Raw genomic sequence first — 15,774 nt, 5'->3', positions numbered from 1 at the left:
CGCGGGCGCGAAACGCGTTGCTGAGGGCGCAATGGCAGGCCACTACTCTCCTGTCGGACGCGCGAAGCACGCAAGGAGACGGCCATGAACGAGGACATCCAAGTGGGCTATCACGCCTTCACCAAGGACGGGACCGAGGAGTTCGGCGCCATCCGGGGAATCGATCCCGAGCGTCGCCGCCTGACGGTCTACGTCGAGAACGCGGGCGACTTCGACGTCTCGGCGGATGCCGTCGCGCAGGTGGGCTACCAGAAGGTGATGTTCGATTGCGACAAGCTCGATCCGGAGCTGCGCGAGGCCATCGTTCATGCGCACGACGCGGAGCTGGCCAACGACGCCGCCATCGTCGACTATAACCGCGACGAGGGTGACGACGGCGACCCGAGCGATGCGGAGAAGCTCGAAATCCTGGACGACCTCGAGACCATCGCCAGCAACGGCCTGCGCAACGAGCGGCGAAGCTAGCGCAAGGGACGACGCCTCTTCACGCGTGACGCGGCGAGCCGCTCCCGGTGAGGCGGCGCATCACTCGCCCACTGCGGCGCGGCGCTGGCCGGCCGATGCGTCGCAATAGAATTGCCGCGCATACCTTCGATACATCGCGATTGGCGCTTCGGCCGCCGTCAGCGGCGGCCGCTCCACGAACCGTTTGCGCGTCCAGATCGGGATGTCGCGCAACAAGTCGGAATGGTAGCCGCGGACGAAGGCGGCCTTCATCAGCATGGTCAGCAGCGGCACGCGCGACCTGCGCACGCGTGCGCCGAAACGCAGCTGCACCGTAGAGGCATCGATCGGAGTCGGCAGGATCAGCAGATCGGCCTCGATCCCAACGCGGGAGACTCGCGCCCGCACGCGCGACAGGCCCAGCCCGTGGACCTGCGCATCGAAGGAAAGCTCGGCCTTGGCGCGCGGCAAGCCGATGAAGTCGAGGCTGCGGTCCATGGTGTACGAAGAGTAGAGCACGTGCCCTTCGATGCGCGGCCCATCCGTGATGCAGGCATTGCCGTAGCCGTGCGTGGGTCCGAAGTGGCCGCAGTCGGCGCTGTTCTCGGACACTTCCTGAGGGTGACCACGAAACGTCCGGCTGCTGAAGTGGAAGCCCGTGAACTCCTCTTCGTCGAGGTCGGGCGGCTCCCAGGCCGGGGCCTCCCCACGCTCGTGCCAGTGCGCGAGGATGATCCCGTTGGTTTCTCGGATGGGAAGGCCAACCAGACGGATGCTCGGCGGCGCGCCGCCGGAGGGAGTGGCGGCGCAGCGGCCGTCGGTCGCGTACTCGAAGTGATGGAAGGGGCACTGCAGGTGCTCGCCGCAGACGCGCCCGTCACCGAGGTGCGCGCCGAGGTGTGGGCAGTAGGCGTCCTGCATGGCCACGCGGCCGCTGACGCTGCGCCACAGCACCCATTCCCGCCCGAAATAGCGTCGCTCGAGGACGCAACCGCGGCGCAGCTCGCTGCTGGTGGCAACGGCGAACCAGCCATGCGGGACGCCCTGATATGGAACCGTCATGCCTTTCCCCTCAGGCATCGCGGCGTGGAAGAGGCACGTGGCGACGCGCCGCCATGCCATAGCAAACGTGCAGGGTCAGGACGAGCCATCTGCGGTGGTGGCGGGCGGTGCGCCCGCACCCGGCGGAGGCAAAGCCGACGGAGAAACGTGCCTTTCCAACTGGACACCCACGGCGCTGTCGTGCCAAGAATTTTTGGAGGAGTTGCCGATCCCTCAGGTGCTGAATCGGCCTGATCGATCGGGGCGGGGGCCGGGACAGCTCGTAGCAACCGGAGGGGGTTCCCTGAAGATCCACCGGCCCATAGCCAGCGGCACGCGACTTTTCCTCCTGGTCATCTGCCCCTTCGTCCTGACGCTGGCCTGCCTGCTCATCTTCTCCGCCGTCAGCATGGACATCCTGACGGCGCTGCGGGCGTATGTGACCGGCGAGGCGATGTGGTCGAAGGCGCAGAAGCAGGCCGTCTACAACCTGCAGCGCTACGCCCAGAACCGCGACGAGCGGGAGTTCCAGCGCTACCTGAAAGCGATCGCGGTTCCCCTCGGCGACCGCAAGGCGCGCGAGGAGCTGGAGAAACCCGAGCCCGACTACTCGCTGGTCCGTCAGGGATTCCTGGAGGGCCGGAACGATCCTGCCGACATCGACGGCATGATCATGCTCTTCCGCCGCTTCCGGAACGTCAGCTTCGTCAGTGCCGCCATCGACATCTGGACCGAAGCGGACCAGCACATCGAGAAGCTCACCCATCTTGCCGACCAGCTCCGCGCCGAGGTCCAGAAGGAACATCCCGATCCGGCGCGGGTGGCGGTGCTTCTGACGCAGATCGACCGCATCGAGCGTATTCTGACTCCGCTCGAGGACGCGTTCTCGTACACGCTGGGCGAGGCATCGCGGCAGACGCAGCAGCTGCTGGTCCTGATGCTGACGGTGGCAACTTTCGTGCTGACCGCGCTCGGCGTGTGGATCACGCGCGCGGCGCTCCAGGAACGCGAGCGCTACCAGCAGGCGCTGAGCCAGAGCGAGGAACGCTACCGCTCGACATTCGAATGCAGCATCGACCCGGTCCTGGTCGCGCACCCCGATGGTGCGATCCTGGCGGCCAACCCTGCCGCCTGCCGCGCCTTCGGCTACACGGAGGCGGAGCTGCGCGCGTTGCCGCGCGGGGCCGTGCTTGCCGATCCCTCCGACCTGCAACGCGCGATCACGGCTCGCAGCAGCACGGGCACCTTCAAGGGCGACATGGTGTTTCGCCGCAAGGACGGCAGCACGTTCGTCGGAGAGGTGTCATCGGCCAGCTTCGTGGACGCGGCAACCGGCGAAAATCGCGCCAGCGTCAGCATCCGCGACATCACCGAGCGCACTCGTGCCGAGGAGGAGATACGGCGCCTGAACGCGTCTCTGGAGGAACGCGTCAGCACCCGCACCGCCGAGCTCGAGAGCGTCAATCGCGAGCTCTTCGCATCCAACCGCGAGCTCGAAGCCTACAGCTACTCGATCTCGCACGACCTGCGTTTGCCCCTGCGCGCGATGAGCGGCTTCAGCGAGATGCTCATGAGTGAGTACTCCGACAAGCTCGACGACCGCGCCAAGGGCTACCTCAAGAGGATCCGCGACGCGAGCCAGCGCATGGGCCGGCTCATCGACGACCTGCTGAACCTCGCCCGTTACACGCGCCAGCGGATCGTGCCCGCCGAAGTCGATCTGGCCGCCGCCGCCAACCGGATCGTCGAGGAGCTGCGCCGCGAGCATCCCGAGCGCAGCGTCGAGGTGCGCATCGAGCGCGATCTCGTGCGCGCCTACGGCGACACGGGCCTGATCCGTGTCGCGCTCGGCCATCTGCTCTCCAATGCCTGGAAGTTCACCGCTGACCGCGACCGGCCCGTCATCGAGCTCGGCTGCTACGCCGAGAGCGACGAGACGGTGTACTTCGTGCGCGACAACGGCTGCGGCTTCGACATGCAGTTCGCCGACAAGCTCTTCGGTGTATTCAACCGCCTGCACGCGCCCGACGAATTCGAAGGCACCGGAATCGGTCTCGCTACCGTGCAGCGCATCATCGCCCGGCACGGCGGCCGCGTGTGGGCGCAGGCGGCGCCGGACAAGGGCGCCACGTTCTTCTTCACTCTTCCCACGTTTACGGGACGCAGCAGCACCGCACGCCACAACGCTGCCTGAGCATCTTGCCCGGGGCCGGCCCCGGTGGTACCGACAGCGTTCGGCCATGTCGTATGAGGTTGTAGCGCGGCGCTGGCGTCCGCTGAGTTTTTCGAGCGTGGTGGGGCAGAGCCACGTCACGACGACGCTGGCCAACGCCATCAAGCGCGACCGGGTGCCGCACGCGTTCCTGTTCACGGGCACGCGGGGAGTCGGCAAGACCACGGTGGCGCGGCTGCTGGCGCGTGCGCTCAACTGCTCGAACCGCCAGGGCGCCGAGCCGTGCAACCAGTGCCCGTCGTGCAGCCAGTCCCTGGCGGGCGCCTCGGTGGACGTCATCGAGATCGACGGCGCGTCCAACCGCGGCATCGACGAGGTGCGTCACCTGATCGAGGCCTCGCAGTACCGTCCGGCCATCGGCCGCTACAAGGTCTACATCATCGACGAGGTGCACCAGCTTTCGACGGCGGCATTCAATGCGCTGCTCAAGACGCTCGAGGAGCCGCCGCCGCACGTCAAGTTCATCATGGCGACCACCGAGGTGCACAAGCTGCCGGCCACGGTGCTGTCGCGCTGCCAGCGCTACGACTTCCGCCGCCTGGGCGAGGAAGAAATCACGGAACAGCTCGCGCGAATCGCGGGCAGCGATTCGCTGCCGATCGCGCGCCCGGCGCTGGCGCTGCTGGCGCGCGAGGCCGACGGCAGCATGCGCGATGCGCAGTCGCTGCTCGAGCAGGTGCTCTCGGGCGCCGACGGCGAACTGAGCGCCGACGACGTCGCGCAGGTGCTCGGCGTTGCCGGCACCGAGCTGGTCAGTGGCTGCGTCGAGGCGGTGCTTCGGGGCGAGCCCGCGCGCATCGTCGAGCTGGTCGCCCAGGTCCGGCGCTACGGCTACGACGCCGAGAAGCTGGTGGGCGAGATTCTGGAGACGGTCCGGCACGTCACGGTTGCCGCCGTGGCCGGTGCCGGCGCTCTCGGCGACAATGTTCCCGAAGCGCAGCGTCGCCTGGCGAACGAGCTCAGCGGCGCGCGCAGCGTGCTGGACCTGCAGCGCATCTTCTCCTCGCTGCTCGGCACGGCTTCCGACCTGCGGCGCGGCAGTCATCCGGAGCTGGTGCTGGAGATGGGGCTGCTCAAGGTCGCGTCGCTGGAGCCGGTCGCGACGGCTGCCGAGATCCTGGCGCGGCTCAACGCCGGCGGGGACGATCGTGGTGGGCGAGGGGCGCAGCCGGCGGCCGGCGCCGGCGTCACGCCCGTGCGTGCGCCTGCCGCTCCGCCGCAACGGGTTGCCGCGCCCGCGCCTGCCGCTCCGCAGCGAACGGCGGCGCCGCCGCCGGCCGCCGCGCCGGCACGCCAGGCACCCGCGCCTGCGGCCGCAGCGCCGCGCCGACAGGTGCCCGGCGCTGCCGACACGGCAGGCTCGCTGCCGCCGGCCGCGACCGCCGGCGTTTCCGACCTGTGTGCCGCCGCGCCGCCGGGACCGGCAGGCGAGCGCCTGCCGCTTGCAGGCTCGCGTCCGCCGGCGCAGCCCGAGGTGTGGGACGGCGCCGAGGGTGAGCCGCCCGAGCCCGTTTCCGACGAAGAGGCCGCCGCCCGTCGCTGGGAGGCCTTCGTCAACGACGCGCGCACGCGCTATGGCCTCGACCTCTACGTCACGCTGACCAACTGCAAGGCAACGCGCATCACGCCGACGCACCTGGACCTGTGGCCGACATCCACCGCCGTGCGTCCCGACAAGCTGCAGAACCCGACCGTCATGTCGCGCATCACCGAGCTGGCGCGCGTGCACTTCGGGCCGGACGTCAAGGTCTCCATCACCGACAGCGGCGGTGGCGGCGACGTGAGCATGCAACGCATCGAGAACGATCGAATCGCGCGCAAGCGGCAAGAGGCGCTGGCCGATCCGCTGGTCGGCCGGGCCGTCAGCGAGCTCGGCGGGCGCGTGACCAAGGTTTCGGTCCTGGACGAGTAGTCCGGCGCCGGCAAAGGAGTACGAACGTGGCGGAAGAGCCATCCATGATGCAGATGCTGAAGCAGGCCCGCGGCCTGCAGAAGCAGATGAAGCAGATTCAAAAGAAGGTCGAGAAGCGGGACGTCTCGGCTACCGCCGCCGACGGCAAGATCGAAGTGGTGTGCAGCGGCAAGCTCGAGATCAAGCGGGTGCTGATCGACCAGTCGCTGCTCGAGAACCCGGACAAGCGCCAACTCCAGGATCAGCTCGTCAAGGCCGTCAACGGCGCCATCGCCAAGGCGCAGAACCTGATGGCAGCCGAGATGCAGAAGATCGCCGGCGACATGGGATTGCCCGGCGGCGGCGAGGAGCTGGGGCTCGGCGCCGACGAAGACGACAAGGACGAGGCGGCGGGCGAGAGCACGGGCGGCGGCCGCTTCCGCCGCTGGCTCGGTCGCTGAGGCGCCGGCTCCCGGTCGTCGGACGGAGAAGACGTGGCCTATACGCCGGCGCTGCAGGCGCTCATTCAGCTCTTCACCAGGCTGCCGGGCATCGGCGAGAAGAGCGCCGCGCGTCTGGCCTTCTTCATCCTGCGCGGAGACCAGGGCTTCGCCAGCGAGCTGGCGCGCGCCATCGAGACGGTCAAGACGCAGACACGGTTTTGCAGCCGCTGCTTCGCGCTGACCGAGAAGGATCCGTGCACGATCTGCGACGACCTGCGCCGTGACCGTTCCGTCCTCTGCGTGGTCGAGGAGCCGGCCGACCTGGTCTCCATCGAGCGCAGCCACGGCTTCGCCGGCACCTATCACGTCCTGCACGGATCGATCTCGCCGCTCGACGGGCGCGGCCCCGAGCAGCTTCGCATCCGCGAGCTGATCGAGCGCCTGGGCGGCGAGAGCGTGCAGGAGGTCGTGCTGGCGACCAATCCCACCATCGAAGGCGAGGCCACCGCCGTGTATCTGGCGCGCCTCATCAAGCCGCTCGGCATCCGCGTCAGCCGCATCGCGCACGGCATTCCCGTGGGCGGCACGCTCGAGTACAGCGATCAGGTCACTGTCGGGCGTGCGCTCGAAGGGCGGCGGGAGATGTGACGCGCGACGGACGCTGCGCTCAGTCGTTGACGGGGATACCCCCTACGTAATCCATCTTGCCGAGCTCGACCCCGTTGTGGCGGAGGATCGCGTAGGCGTGGCAGACGTGGAAGTAGAAGTTCGGCACTCCGACCTGGGTCAGGTACTCGTCTCCCTTGATCCACTTTCCCTGCAGCCACGCCGGCGACACGCGGGCGTCGGCGGCATTGGCGTACCTTGCCGCATCGGTGCTCTCGACGAAGGCCACGCACTTGCCGATGCGCGCCCGCAGCTCCTCGATCGTTTTTTCCGTATCGGGGTGCGACGGCGCCTCGCTGCCGGACAAGTACGCCGCGGCGTACTTGGCGGCGTCGCATGCGGACTGGACCTGGCGGATCAGCTCGTACTGATCGGGCGCCAGCCGCGATTGCGTGTACACCTCCGGATCGAAGCCCTTCTTCCTGGCGTGCTCGACCGCCGTCTCGATCCAGCGGTCCAGGTTCTTCAGCATCTTGGCGAACTGCGTAATGGTCGCGGCTGTGGTCATGGCACTACTCCTGCGGAAACGTTTCGACCCGGTAGGTGCGCATTAATGAGGGCAGCCACCGTTTCCAACAACGGATGAGCAGGTTGGCGCGGATCGAGGGGCCGGCGGCCGGCTCGTCGGCGCGTCGTGCACGCCAAGCGCGGCAGTGAACGCGACGCGCGCCCGCCAGGCCGTCGCCCGCGCCTTGACCCTCCACACGCGAATGATAATTATTCGCAGCCGATGACGACTTCCAAGTCCCGCAGGATGTTGCCGGCCGCCGCCGCGGACGGTTTCGCCCAGCGCTGCCGCGCCGCGGGCCTTGCCGACACGCCGCAGCGCCGCGTGATCTATCGTTGCCTGGCCGAGAGCCTCGATCACCCCACGGCCGAGGCGGTCTATCTGCGGGTAAAGCCGCATCTGCCCAAGGTCTCGCTGGCCACCGTCTACCGGAACCTCAAGCTCTTCGCCGAAGCCGGCATCATCGACGAGGTCGCCACCGGCAGCAGCCTGGCGCGCTACGACGCCAACCAGGACCAGCATCATCACCTGATCTGCAAGTCGTGCGGCAGCGTGGCCGATTATTACGACGATCGTCTCGACGGCGCCGGAGTGCTGACGAGCGCGGCGGTCATCGACGGCTTCGAGGTCCACGGCGCCAAGGTCAACGTCTTCGGTCTTTGCAGCGCCTGCCGGCCCTCGGCGGCGCGCAGCGAAAGCGGCCGCAGCCCTGCGGCCGATGTCCCGTCAACCGAGCAATGAACAACGGCCGCGCCCTCGCGGTTTCAAGGTGGAGGAACACTCATGGCACAACTCAAAGGAAGCAAGACCCAGGCGAACCTGCAGGCGGCATTTGCCGGCGAGTCGCAGGCGAATCGCCGCTACCTGTATTTCGCCAAGCAGGCCGACGTCGAAGGATATCCGGATATCGCCGGTCTGTTCCGCGACACCGCCGAAGGTGAGACGGGCCACGCCCATGGCCATCTCGACTATCTGAAGAAGTGCGGCGACCCGGCCACCGGCCTTCCGCTCGGCGACACCGAGGCCAACCTGAAGTGCGCGATCGCCGGCGAGACGCACGAGTACACCGACATGTACCCGGGCATGGCTCGCACTGCTCGCGAGGAAGGCTTCGACGAGATCGCCGACTGGTTCGAGACGCTGGCCAAGGCCGAGAAGTCGCACGCCGGTCGTTTCGAGCAGGGACTCAAGACCATCGCCTGATCACTTCGAGCGGACGCCGATAGCGGGTGATCTGCATTGCGGCGGCTCGCTCATCGCCACGGCGATGGTCGAGCCGCTCGCTTCGTGCCGGTGGAGCAGGACGCGGCGCCTTCGCGCACGGCAGCTCCTGCTCCACGCACGGCACGTCGCCTTCGCCCGCGCTCGGCATCCGCACCGAGAGGCGCCATTGGACCCCATCAAGACACATCCGACTCCGGGGCTGTCCTACAATCCCTCCGACGAGAAGTATTGGGACGAGAAGGGCCTGCACGACGAGATCGAGCGTGTCTTCGACATCTGTCACGGCTGCCGCCTCTGCTTCAACCTGTGCCCGTCCTTCCCTGCGCTGTTCGACGCCATCGACGCCAACGACGGCGACGTCCGCGCGCTCGGTGCGGCCGACGTCGAGCGCGTCGTCGACCTCTGCTACCAGTGCAAGCTCTGCTACGTGAAATGCCCGTACACCGCCGATGACGGGCACGAGTTCCAGCTGGACTTCCCGCGCCTGCTGATGCGCTACACCGCGCAGCGTACGCGCCGGCGCGGCGTGCGGCCGCGCGAGAGGATGCTGGGTGATCCGATGCGCCTCGGGCGCCTTGCCACCCGGGTCGCGCGGCTCGCCAACTGGGCCAATGCCACGCGCTTCCACCGCCTCGTGCTCGAGAAGATGGCCGGCATCCATCGCGACAAGCTTCTGCCGGATTTCGCGTCCCAGACGTTCGGGCGGTGGTGGAGCCGGCGCGGCGCCAGGCCGGCAACGGCTAGGCAGGTGGACGAGGTCGTGCTCTTCCACACCTGCTTCGTCGAGTACAACAATCCCGATCTCGGCCGCGATGCGGTGGAGGTGCTCGAACGCAGCGGCGTGCGCGTGCTGGTGCCCGAGCAGACCTGCTGCGGCATGCCCGCGCTGGACGGCGGCGACGTCGATTTCGCGCGCGAGCAGGCGCGGCGCAACGTGGCCGTGCTCGCGCCGTACGCCGACCGCGGCTGCTCGATCCTGGCGATCAATCCGACCTGTTCCTACACGCTGCGCAAGGAGTATCCGGAGCTGGTGGGTGCCGACATGGAAGCGGCCGCGCGCAAGGTGGCCACGGCAACGCACGATCTGATGGAATACATTCACCAGCTGCGCCGCAACGGTCATCTCGACACCAGCTTTCGCAGCACGCCCGGCGCGGTGGCCTACCACGTGCCGTGTCATCTGAAGGCGCAGAACATCGGCTTCCGCTCGCGCGATGCCATGAAGGCCGTGCCCGGCGCCACGGTGCGCGTGGTCGACGGCTGCTGCGGCCACGACGGCACGTGGGCGATGAAGACGGAGAACTTCGCTCTCTCGATGCAGGTGGGAAAAGCGACGTTCGAGGCGATGCAGGAGGGCGGCGTGATGGCCACCGACTGCCCGCTGGCGGCCATCCAGTTCGAGCAGGCGACGGGCACGCGTCCGATGCATCCCGTGCAGGTTCTGGCGCTCTCCTACCGCGAGAACGGCTTTCCCACTCCCGTGCCGCCCAGGGAGGATGAAGCGACATAGTGGCGGGCCTGCCGCCTCCAGCGCGACGCGCGGCTGCATGTGGTGCGCCGCCGCGTTCCAGAGGAAGGTGATTCATGCGACCCATCCAGCCTTCGGAAGTGAAACCCAACGCGGATTACGAGCGCGTTCGCGACCAGGTGCGCCAGCGCATCCTGCCGATCAAGGCCGCGCGTCGGGTGCAGCTCGGCGACGAGATCACGCTGCTGTTCGAGAACCACGACACGATGCTCTACCAGGTGCAGGAGATGGCGCGCGTCGAGCAGATCACCGACCCGAGGGCGCTCAAGCATGAGGTCGAGACGTACAACGAGCTCGTGCCCGGCGACGGGGAGCTGTCGGCGACGCTGCTGCTCGAGTATCCGGAGCCGGAAGTGCGCGCGCGCCGCCTTGCCGAGCTCGTCGGGATCGAGAAGCACGTGAGCATGGAGATCGAAGGCGAAGGCAGCTTCCCGGCGGTCTTCGACATGCGCCAGATCGACGACCGCAAGGTCAGCTCCGTGCACTACGTCAAGTTCCGCATCGGCGATGCCGGCGGGCGGGCGATCTGCGGAGGCGCAGGGGTCGAGGTCGTCGTCGACCACCCGCGGCTGCAGGCGCGGACGCGGCTGACGGATACGCAGCTGGCCGCGCTGCGCCAAGACCTGACGAGCTGAGCGAGCGCGTAAGGCGCTCAGTCCACGGCGGCTGCGCTTCCGAGCCGGCCTAAGTGCAGCCACTCGGCCATGTCGGGCGGGATGCGCTCGGCCAGCAGGCGCTCGTACAGCTTCAGGCTTTCCTCGTTGAGCATGCCCTGCCACTGTCCCGACTGCCCCTTGTGGAAGAAGCGGGCGTTGTCCTTCCAGCCATTTTCTTCGGACAGCGGGGCCAGCTCGGCGGCTCGGGCCTTCATGCTCTCGAACGACGCAGCCTGCACCAGCTGCGGCCATTTTTCCTCGGGCACCTCGATGTCGAGGAAGCGCGCTATGCGGCGCATTTCGCCTTCCCGATCGCGCTTCAGATCGGCGTAGTGCAGCAGCAGGATGTTGGGAAGGTGCCGGAACCGCCAGAACGTGCGCGTATGATAGAAGGCCGAGCCGAACGGGAAGCCATCCTCCATCCAAGGCGTGGCACCGGTCGTCAGCCACATCTGGAACGACTCGTTCGGATCCTCGGGGAACTCGAGCGGCACGTCCATTCCGGCGGCCGCCATGATGCGCTCGCGCATGCTGTCGCTGAGGTTTTCGGCGTGGTTGCCGAAGGAGAAGAAGATGTCGCGCGGATCGCGGCCGCAGTAGAGGTAGCGGACCTCGTCGTAGAAGGGGAGGCCGTCCAGCGGCGTGTGCGTCTTGATGAACCGGCGATGCTTCTGCGTCTCGTACTCGGCGGCGATGGCATCGATGTCGCCGCCGCGGAAGTCGAACCACTGGGAGATGACGCTTAGCGGCCGGCCGAAGTCCGGGGACTGGAAGATGAGCAGGGCGCAGATCATCTGCGTCCAGGTGGTGCCCGCCTTGGGCGGCGTCGAGATGACGATGTCGCCTGCCCGCGGGGCGTAGCGCTCCCACCGAGTACTGTCCGTGGTCAGTGTCAGGTACTCGTGCTCGCGCTGCGGCCGTGCCGACGTCGTCATGGCGCGCAGAATGAAACGCGCTTGGTGCGGGCGCAACGGCGGCTCCGCGAGCGCTGGCGGCACCGCGCCGCCGGTGTCGCCGGCCTGCGGCGCGCAGCCGCCGCGCTTTGTCTTTGCCGGCGAGCCGTCCCAAAAACGGCGGCTGCGCCGCGCCCGCGCTGCGCTCACGCGATCCTGGTCCGCCCTCAGGTGCCGAATGGAACAGATCGACCCGACTCAGCAGACTCCAGCTCCACCCGGTGGTGACGTCGTCCGCCACGGATCGGCCGCGTGGCGCTGGATGGACCAGAACGTCTTCGAGCTCGGGCGCGAGATGCGGCTGTCCTACCTGCCGCCGCTCATGGTGTACATGGCGGCGGGTATTTCGAGCCTGACCGGAATCGTCGGCACCTTCTTCGTCAAGGAGTATCTGGGATTGTCGGCGGCCTTCCTTGCCGGCCTCGGGTTCTGGGCCGGCATCCCGTGGGCCCTGAAGATGCCGGTCGGGCACATCGTGGATCTGGTCTGGCGCTGGAAGAGCTGGCTCATCTATCTCGGCGCCGGGCTGATCACGACCAGCCTGCTCATCATGATCGGCCTGCTGACCGATCGCGCCGCGATGACCACCGTCATGCCGGCCGAAGCCTGGTACGTGCTGAGCGTTCTGCTCGCGCCGATCGGCTACGTCCTGCAGGACGCCGTCGCCGACGCCATGACGGTCGAAGCCGTGCCGCGCGTCGACGAGGAGGGCAGGCCGGTCGCCGAGGAACGCCGCAAGCTCATGCACACGACGATGCAGACGCTGGGGCGCGTGGCCATCATCGGCGGCGGCGTCATCGTCGCGTTGCTGAACCTGTACGTCTTCACCGGGCTCGAGCAGCTCCCGCCCGAGCAGATGACGCCGGTGTACCGCCGCGTCTACCTGATGGCGCTGGCGATCCCGCTCATCTCCGTGCTCGGCGTGGCCGTTGCGGCGGCGCTCAAGGTGCGCGACCGCCGCCGCCTCATCGCCTCCGGCATCGACCCGGCCAGGGCGCGCGAGCTGCTGCGCGAGCCGCACGTGCCGCCGCCGCCGAACTGGTGGATTCTCGGCGGCGGGCTGCTGTTCGTGATCTTTACCGTCTCGATGGGCCTGAGCGAGATCGCCTACAGCCAGGAGATCATCTTCGCCGGCTCCTTCGCGATCGTCGCATTCCTCGTCGCCCGTCTGACGCGCGAGCTCGACGACGTGGCGCGCCAGACGCTGGTCGGCACCGCCATCGTCATCTTCGTCTTTCGCGCGCTGCCGACCACGGGCCCCGGCGTGAGCTGGTGGATGATCGACACGCTCGGCTTCGACCCGCAGTTCTTCAGCGTCCTCAGCCTGATCGGCAACGTGCTGACACTCGCGGGCATGTTCATCTTCCGGCGTTTCATGGCCGAGCGTTCCATCACCTACGTGGTCGGCTTCCTGACCATCTGCGGCACCGTCCTTACCCTGCCGTACGTCGGCATGTACTACGGCCTGCACGAGTGGACCTCCGAGATGACGGGGGGGCTGATCGGAGCGCGCTTCATCGCGCTCATCGATACCGCGCTCGAGTCTCCGCTCGGGCAGATCGCGATGATTCCGATGCTGGCCTGGATCGCCCGTTCGGCGCCGGCCAATCTCAAGGCCACCTACTTCGCGGTGATGGCCTCCTTCACCAACCTTGCGCTGTCGCTGGCCCAGCTCGGCACCAAGTACGTCAATCAGATCTTCGTCGTCACCCGCGAAGTGAAGGACCCGGCCACCGGAGCGGTCGTGACGCCGGCGGACTACTCGCAGCTCGGCGATCTTCTCATCACGACCACGGCGGTCGGCCTGCTGCTGCCTTTCACGGCGATCCTGCTGGCGCGGGCGCTGCGTTTGCGCACGGCGTGACTTCACGTGGCGCGGTTGCGCCGGCACCGACCTCGGGGGCCAGTGTGTTGCGGCCGACGCCGTGCGTGGCAGTATCGCGCGCCCGGCAACTGCCGGCGGAGGTCTGCCGTTCATGAATCGCCGCGTGCTTCGCCTCTGGCTCCTGGCGCTGTTGCTGGCGCCCTCGACATCGACGGCTGCCACCGAGGGCCTGATCGGCGACTATCAATTCAATCAGACGCTGGCGCCGGTGGTGGGCTCCCTGCCGGCAATGACCGAGATCGGCCCCGCGGACGGCATGTTCATCGTCGACGAGATCCATGGAATCACGCGCACGGCATTCGAGTTCCCGCAGCACAACGGGCTGCAGATCACGCCCACGACCGGCCTCGACGGCACCGAGCCGTACACGATCATCCTGGAGGTGAGGTTAGCCGATCTTTCCGGCTATCGGCGCCTGGTCGATTTCAAGAACGGACAAAGCGACACCGGTCTCTACCTGCTCGGCGGCGCGCTGATCTTCTACAACAAGTCTGCGAGTGGAGGCCGGGTCTGCCCCGATACCTGGGTGCAGATGGCCATCACGCGCGATGCCAACAAGAACGTCATCGGCTACATCGACGGCAATGCCTATTTCGGCTTCACCGACACGACCGACCTCGCCATGATCTCCGACTCGACGCTGCGCTTCTTCCGCGACAACGAGTGCGCGGCCGGTGCCTGCAGCGAGGCTTCGGCGGGCGCGGTCGCCCGCGTCCTCATCTACGACACCGCATTCCTTCAAAGCACGCTGCGCCAGATCGCGGGGGTGCTCTGTGGGGACGCCAACCGTGACGGGTCGATCAAGGCGTCCGATGCGCTGCTGACGCTGAAGACTGCCGTTGGCGCCGCCTGCTGCCAGGTCGAGTCGTGCGACGTCGGTGCGCCCGGCGGGATCAGTGCCAGCGATTCGCTGGCGATCCTCAAGGCGTCAGTCGGGCAGGAAGTGGAGCTCGTGTGCCCGTCGCAGGCGATCGCTCCGTAGGCGGGTCAGGCCGCCTCGGTCTGCACGGGCGGCGCCGGCGCATCCATCCAGCGCATGCTGGAAGCTCCCACGAACACGCGGCTCATCTTGACGAAGCGGCGCGAGACCGGCTCCTGCAGATACGGCACGCCGTGGCGTTCGCAGATCTCGCGCACTCGCGGCTGGATGCGACGGTACGCCAGCATCGGCGCGTCGGGGAACAGGTGGTGCTCGATCTGGTAGTTCAGCCACAGGTGCGCGAAGTCGAGCACGTCGCCACCGGTCCGATAGTTCACCGAGCCGACGACCTGGCGCAGGTAGAACTCACCGCGGCTGGACGGGCTGCCTTCGAAGCGGAAGACGTCGTCTCCGGTGTGGTTGGGCCCGACGACGAAGAACGTGTGCAGATTGGTGAGGACGTCGGCCATCATCGAGTTGCAGAGCGCGGAGAATGCCGCCCACCAGCCGAACGGCGCGAACAGCAGGGGCAGCGCCACGAAGTGCAGCGCCGCATAGGGCGCGTAGCAGCGGCGCAGCAAGGCCGCCACCGGCGTCGCCCGCGGCGCATCGTCGCCAGCGCCGCGGTGCCACCACGCCCGCAGCGTCTTGGGCGCGTAGTAGGAAGCGCGCCAGCTCACGGCCAGCACGGCCAGCAGCCCGTAGCGCACGGCGACCGGGACGTCCGACGCGTTGACGCCGCTGACGTTGCGCTCGATGAGGTCGGGATCGCGCGTCTCGCCGGTGTGCTGGTGATGCAGGATGTTGTGCTCGTAGATCCACGCCTCCGGCACCATCCAGTCCGGCCAGTCGAGCATCCGACGCCAGCGTCGCGCGAAGACGCGGGAGGTGTAGCGCGGCGCCACGCCCGGAACACGGTCGTAGCCGCGGTGGCCGATGTGGTGCATGAGCAGCCAGCGCGTCGAGCGCCCGAGCGCGAGCGCGGCCGCGCTGAGCGGATTGGGTGCGATCCATGCCGTGGCCATGCCGACGGCGGTGGCGGCGCGTCCCCAGCGCTCGATGCGGCGAAGATGGCGCAGGTCGTCCTGGCCGAGAGATGCGCGCAGCTCGGTGCGCAGCTGGGCAATGTCACGTTCGAAGGCTTCGAGGTCGATCTGGTCGAGATTCACTTGTTGCGGTATCCGGGCTGGCTGCAGTGTCACGGTCGGCGCGACCTACGCCGGTAGCGCGGCGGAACGAAGTCGCTTGAATCGGAAAACGAATACACGTCGTTGCCGGCGGCGATCCTGCCGCGTCGTCGGCTGGGACGGGAAAGAACGGAGCGCTGCGGAGTCAGGTCCCGGAATGCCGACAGAACCGGCAATCCAGGCCTGACTCCGCGCA

Annotated in this window: 15 protein-coding genes; 11 read left to right on the top strand and 4 right to left on the bottom strand. The window is 67.8% G+C overall.

The features are described from left to right. The first annotated feature begins 84 nt into the window (after window positions 1-84). The gene (locus tag VEC57_06090; protein ID HYB98690.1) at window positions 85-465 is read left to right on the top strand and encodes a hypothetical protein; all 381 of its coding nucleotides are present in this window, start codon (window positions 85-87) and stop codon (window positions 463-465) included. Window positions 466-525: 60 nt separating this feature from the next. On the opposite strand, the gene VEC57_06085 is transcribed toward VEC57_06090, so the two are convergent. Further along, complete coding sequence (locus VEC57_06085) at window positions 526-1,506, bottom strand: Rieske 2Fe-2S domain-containing protein (protein ID HYB98689.1); 981 nt, start codon at window positions 1,504-1,506, stop codon at window positions 526-528. 217 nt (window positions 1,507-1,723) lie between these two features. On the opposite strand from VEC57_06085, the gene VEC57_06080 reads away from it, so the two are divergent. Genes VEC57_06080 through recR form a run of 4 tightly spaced genes read left to right on the top strand, consistent with a single transcriptional unit; the run spans window position 1,724 to window position 6,700 of the window. Continuing rightward, window positions 1,724-3,679 carry a PAS domain S-box protein gene (locus VEC57_06080; GenBank protein ID HYB98688.1) on the top strand — a complete coding sequence of 652 codons (1,956 nt, stop codon included), beginning with the start codon at window positions 1,724-1,726 and terminating at the stop codon, window positions 3,677-3,679. 46 nt (window positions 3,680-3,725) lie between these two features. Beyond that, complete coding sequence (gene dnaX, locus VEC57_06075; protein ID HYB98687.1) at window positions 3,726-5,630, top strand: DNA polymerase III subunit gamma/tau; 1,905 nt, start codon at window positions 3,726-3,728, stop codon at window positions 5,628-5,630. Window positions 5,631-5,656: 26 nt separating this feature from the next. Further along, on the top strand, window positions 5,657-6,070 hold the full coding sequence (locus tag VEC57_06070) for a YbaB/EbfC family nucleoid-associated protein (protein ID HYB98686.1): 414 nt from the start codon (window positions 5,657-5,659) through the stop codon (window positions 6,068-6,070). 33 nt (window positions 6,071-6,103) lie between these two features. Beyond that, window positions 6,104-6,700 carry a recombination mediator RecR gene (gene recR, locus VEC57_06065; GenBank protein ID HYB98685.1) on the top strand — a complete coding sequence of 199 codons (597 nt, stop codon included), beginning with the start codon at window positions 6,104-6,106 and terminating at the stop codon, window positions 6,698-6,700. Window positions 6,701-6,719: 19 nt separating this feature from the next. On the opposite strand, the gene VEC57_06060 is transcribed toward recR, so the two are convergent. Then, complete coding sequence (locus VEC57_06060) at window positions 6,720-7,226, bottom strand: DUF1993 domain-containing protein (GenBank protein HYB98684.1); 507 nt, start codon at window positions 7,224-7,226, stop codon at window positions 6,720-6,722. A 222-nt stretch (window positions 7,227-7,448) separates the two neighbouring features. On the opposite strand from VEC57_06060, the gene VEC57_06055 reads away from it, so the two are divergent. The 4 genes from VEC57_06055 to VEC57_06040 all read left to right on the top strand — a co-directional run bounded on the left by VEC57_06055 (window position 7,449) and on the right by VEC57_06040 (window position 10,613). Further along, the gene (locus VEC57_06055) at window positions 7,449-7,967 is read left to right on the top strand and encodes a transcriptional repressor (protein ID HYB98683.1); all 519 of its coding nucleotides are present in this window, start codon (window positions 7,449-7,451) and stop codon (window positions 7,965-7,967) included. A gap of 42 nt (window positions 7,968-8,009) precedes the next feature. Continuing rightward, window positions 8,010-8,429, top strand: a complete 420-nt coding sequence (locus VEC57_06050; protein ID HYB98682.1) for a rubrerythrin family protein — start codon at window positions 8,010-8,012, stop codon at window positions 8,427-8,429. A 187-nt stretch (window positions 8,430-8,616) separates the two neighbouring features. Further along, window positions 8,617-9,960, top strand: coding sequence for an anaerobic glycerol-3-phosphate dehydrogenase subunit C (locus tag VEC57_06045; GenBank protein ID HYB98681.1), 1,344 nt, complete (start codon window positions 8,617-8,619; stop codon window positions 9,958-9,960). A 74-nt stretch (window positions 9,961-10,034) separates the two neighbouring features. Continuing rightward, window positions 10,035-10,613 carry a DUF3501 family protein gene (locus tag VEC57_06040; GenBank protein ID HYB98680.1) on the top strand — a complete coding sequence of 193 codons (579 nt, stop codon included), beginning with the start codon at window positions 10,035-10,037 and terminating at the stop codon, window positions 10,611-10,613. 17 nt (window positions 10,614-10,630) lie between these two features. On the opposite strand, the gene VEC57_06035 is transcribed toward VEC57_06040, so the two are convergent. Continuing rightward, the gene (locus VEC57_06035; GenBank protein ID HYB98679.1) at window positions 10,631-11,569 is read right to left on the bottom strand and encodes a sulfotransferase domain-containing protein; all 939 of its coding nucleotides are present in this window, start codon (window positions 11,567-11,569) and stop codon (window positions 10,631-10,633) included. Window positions 11,570-11,765: 196 nt separating this feature from the next. Between VEC57_06035 and VEC57_06030 the strand changes: the two genes are divergently transcribed. Both VEC57_06030 and VEC57_06025 read left to right on the top strand, forming a co-directional pair. Continuing rightward, entirely contained in the window at window positions 11,766-13,451 is a 1,686-nt protein-coding gene (locus tag VEC57_06030; protein HYB98678.1) for a hypothetical protein, read from the top strand. Between the two features lie 112 nt (window positions 13,452-13,563). Beyond that, the gene (locus VEC57_06025) at window positions 13,564-14,454 is read left to right on the top strand and encodes a LamG-like jellyroll fold domain-containing protein (protein ID HYB98677.1); all 891 of its coding nucleotides are present in this window, start codon (window positions 13,564-13,566) and stop codon (window positions 14,452-14,454) included. Window positions 14,455-14,459: 5 nt separating this feature from the next. Here the strand turns inward: VEC57_06025 and VEC57_06020 are convergent, their stop codons facing one another. Continuing rightward, window positions 14,460-15,560, bottom strand: coding sequence for a fatty acid desaturase (locus VEC57_06020; protein HYB98676.1), 1,101 nt, complete (start codon window positions 15,558-15,560; stop codon window positions 14,460-14,462). Window positions 15,561-15,774 lie beyond the last annotated feature (214 nt).

The organism is Candidatus Limnocylindrales bacterium (genome assembly GCA_035626395.1).
GTDB lineage: Bacteria > Desulfobacterota > Binatia > UBA1149 > CAITLU01 > DASPNH01.
This window is presented reverse-complemented; position numbering and strand designations above follow the sequence as displayed.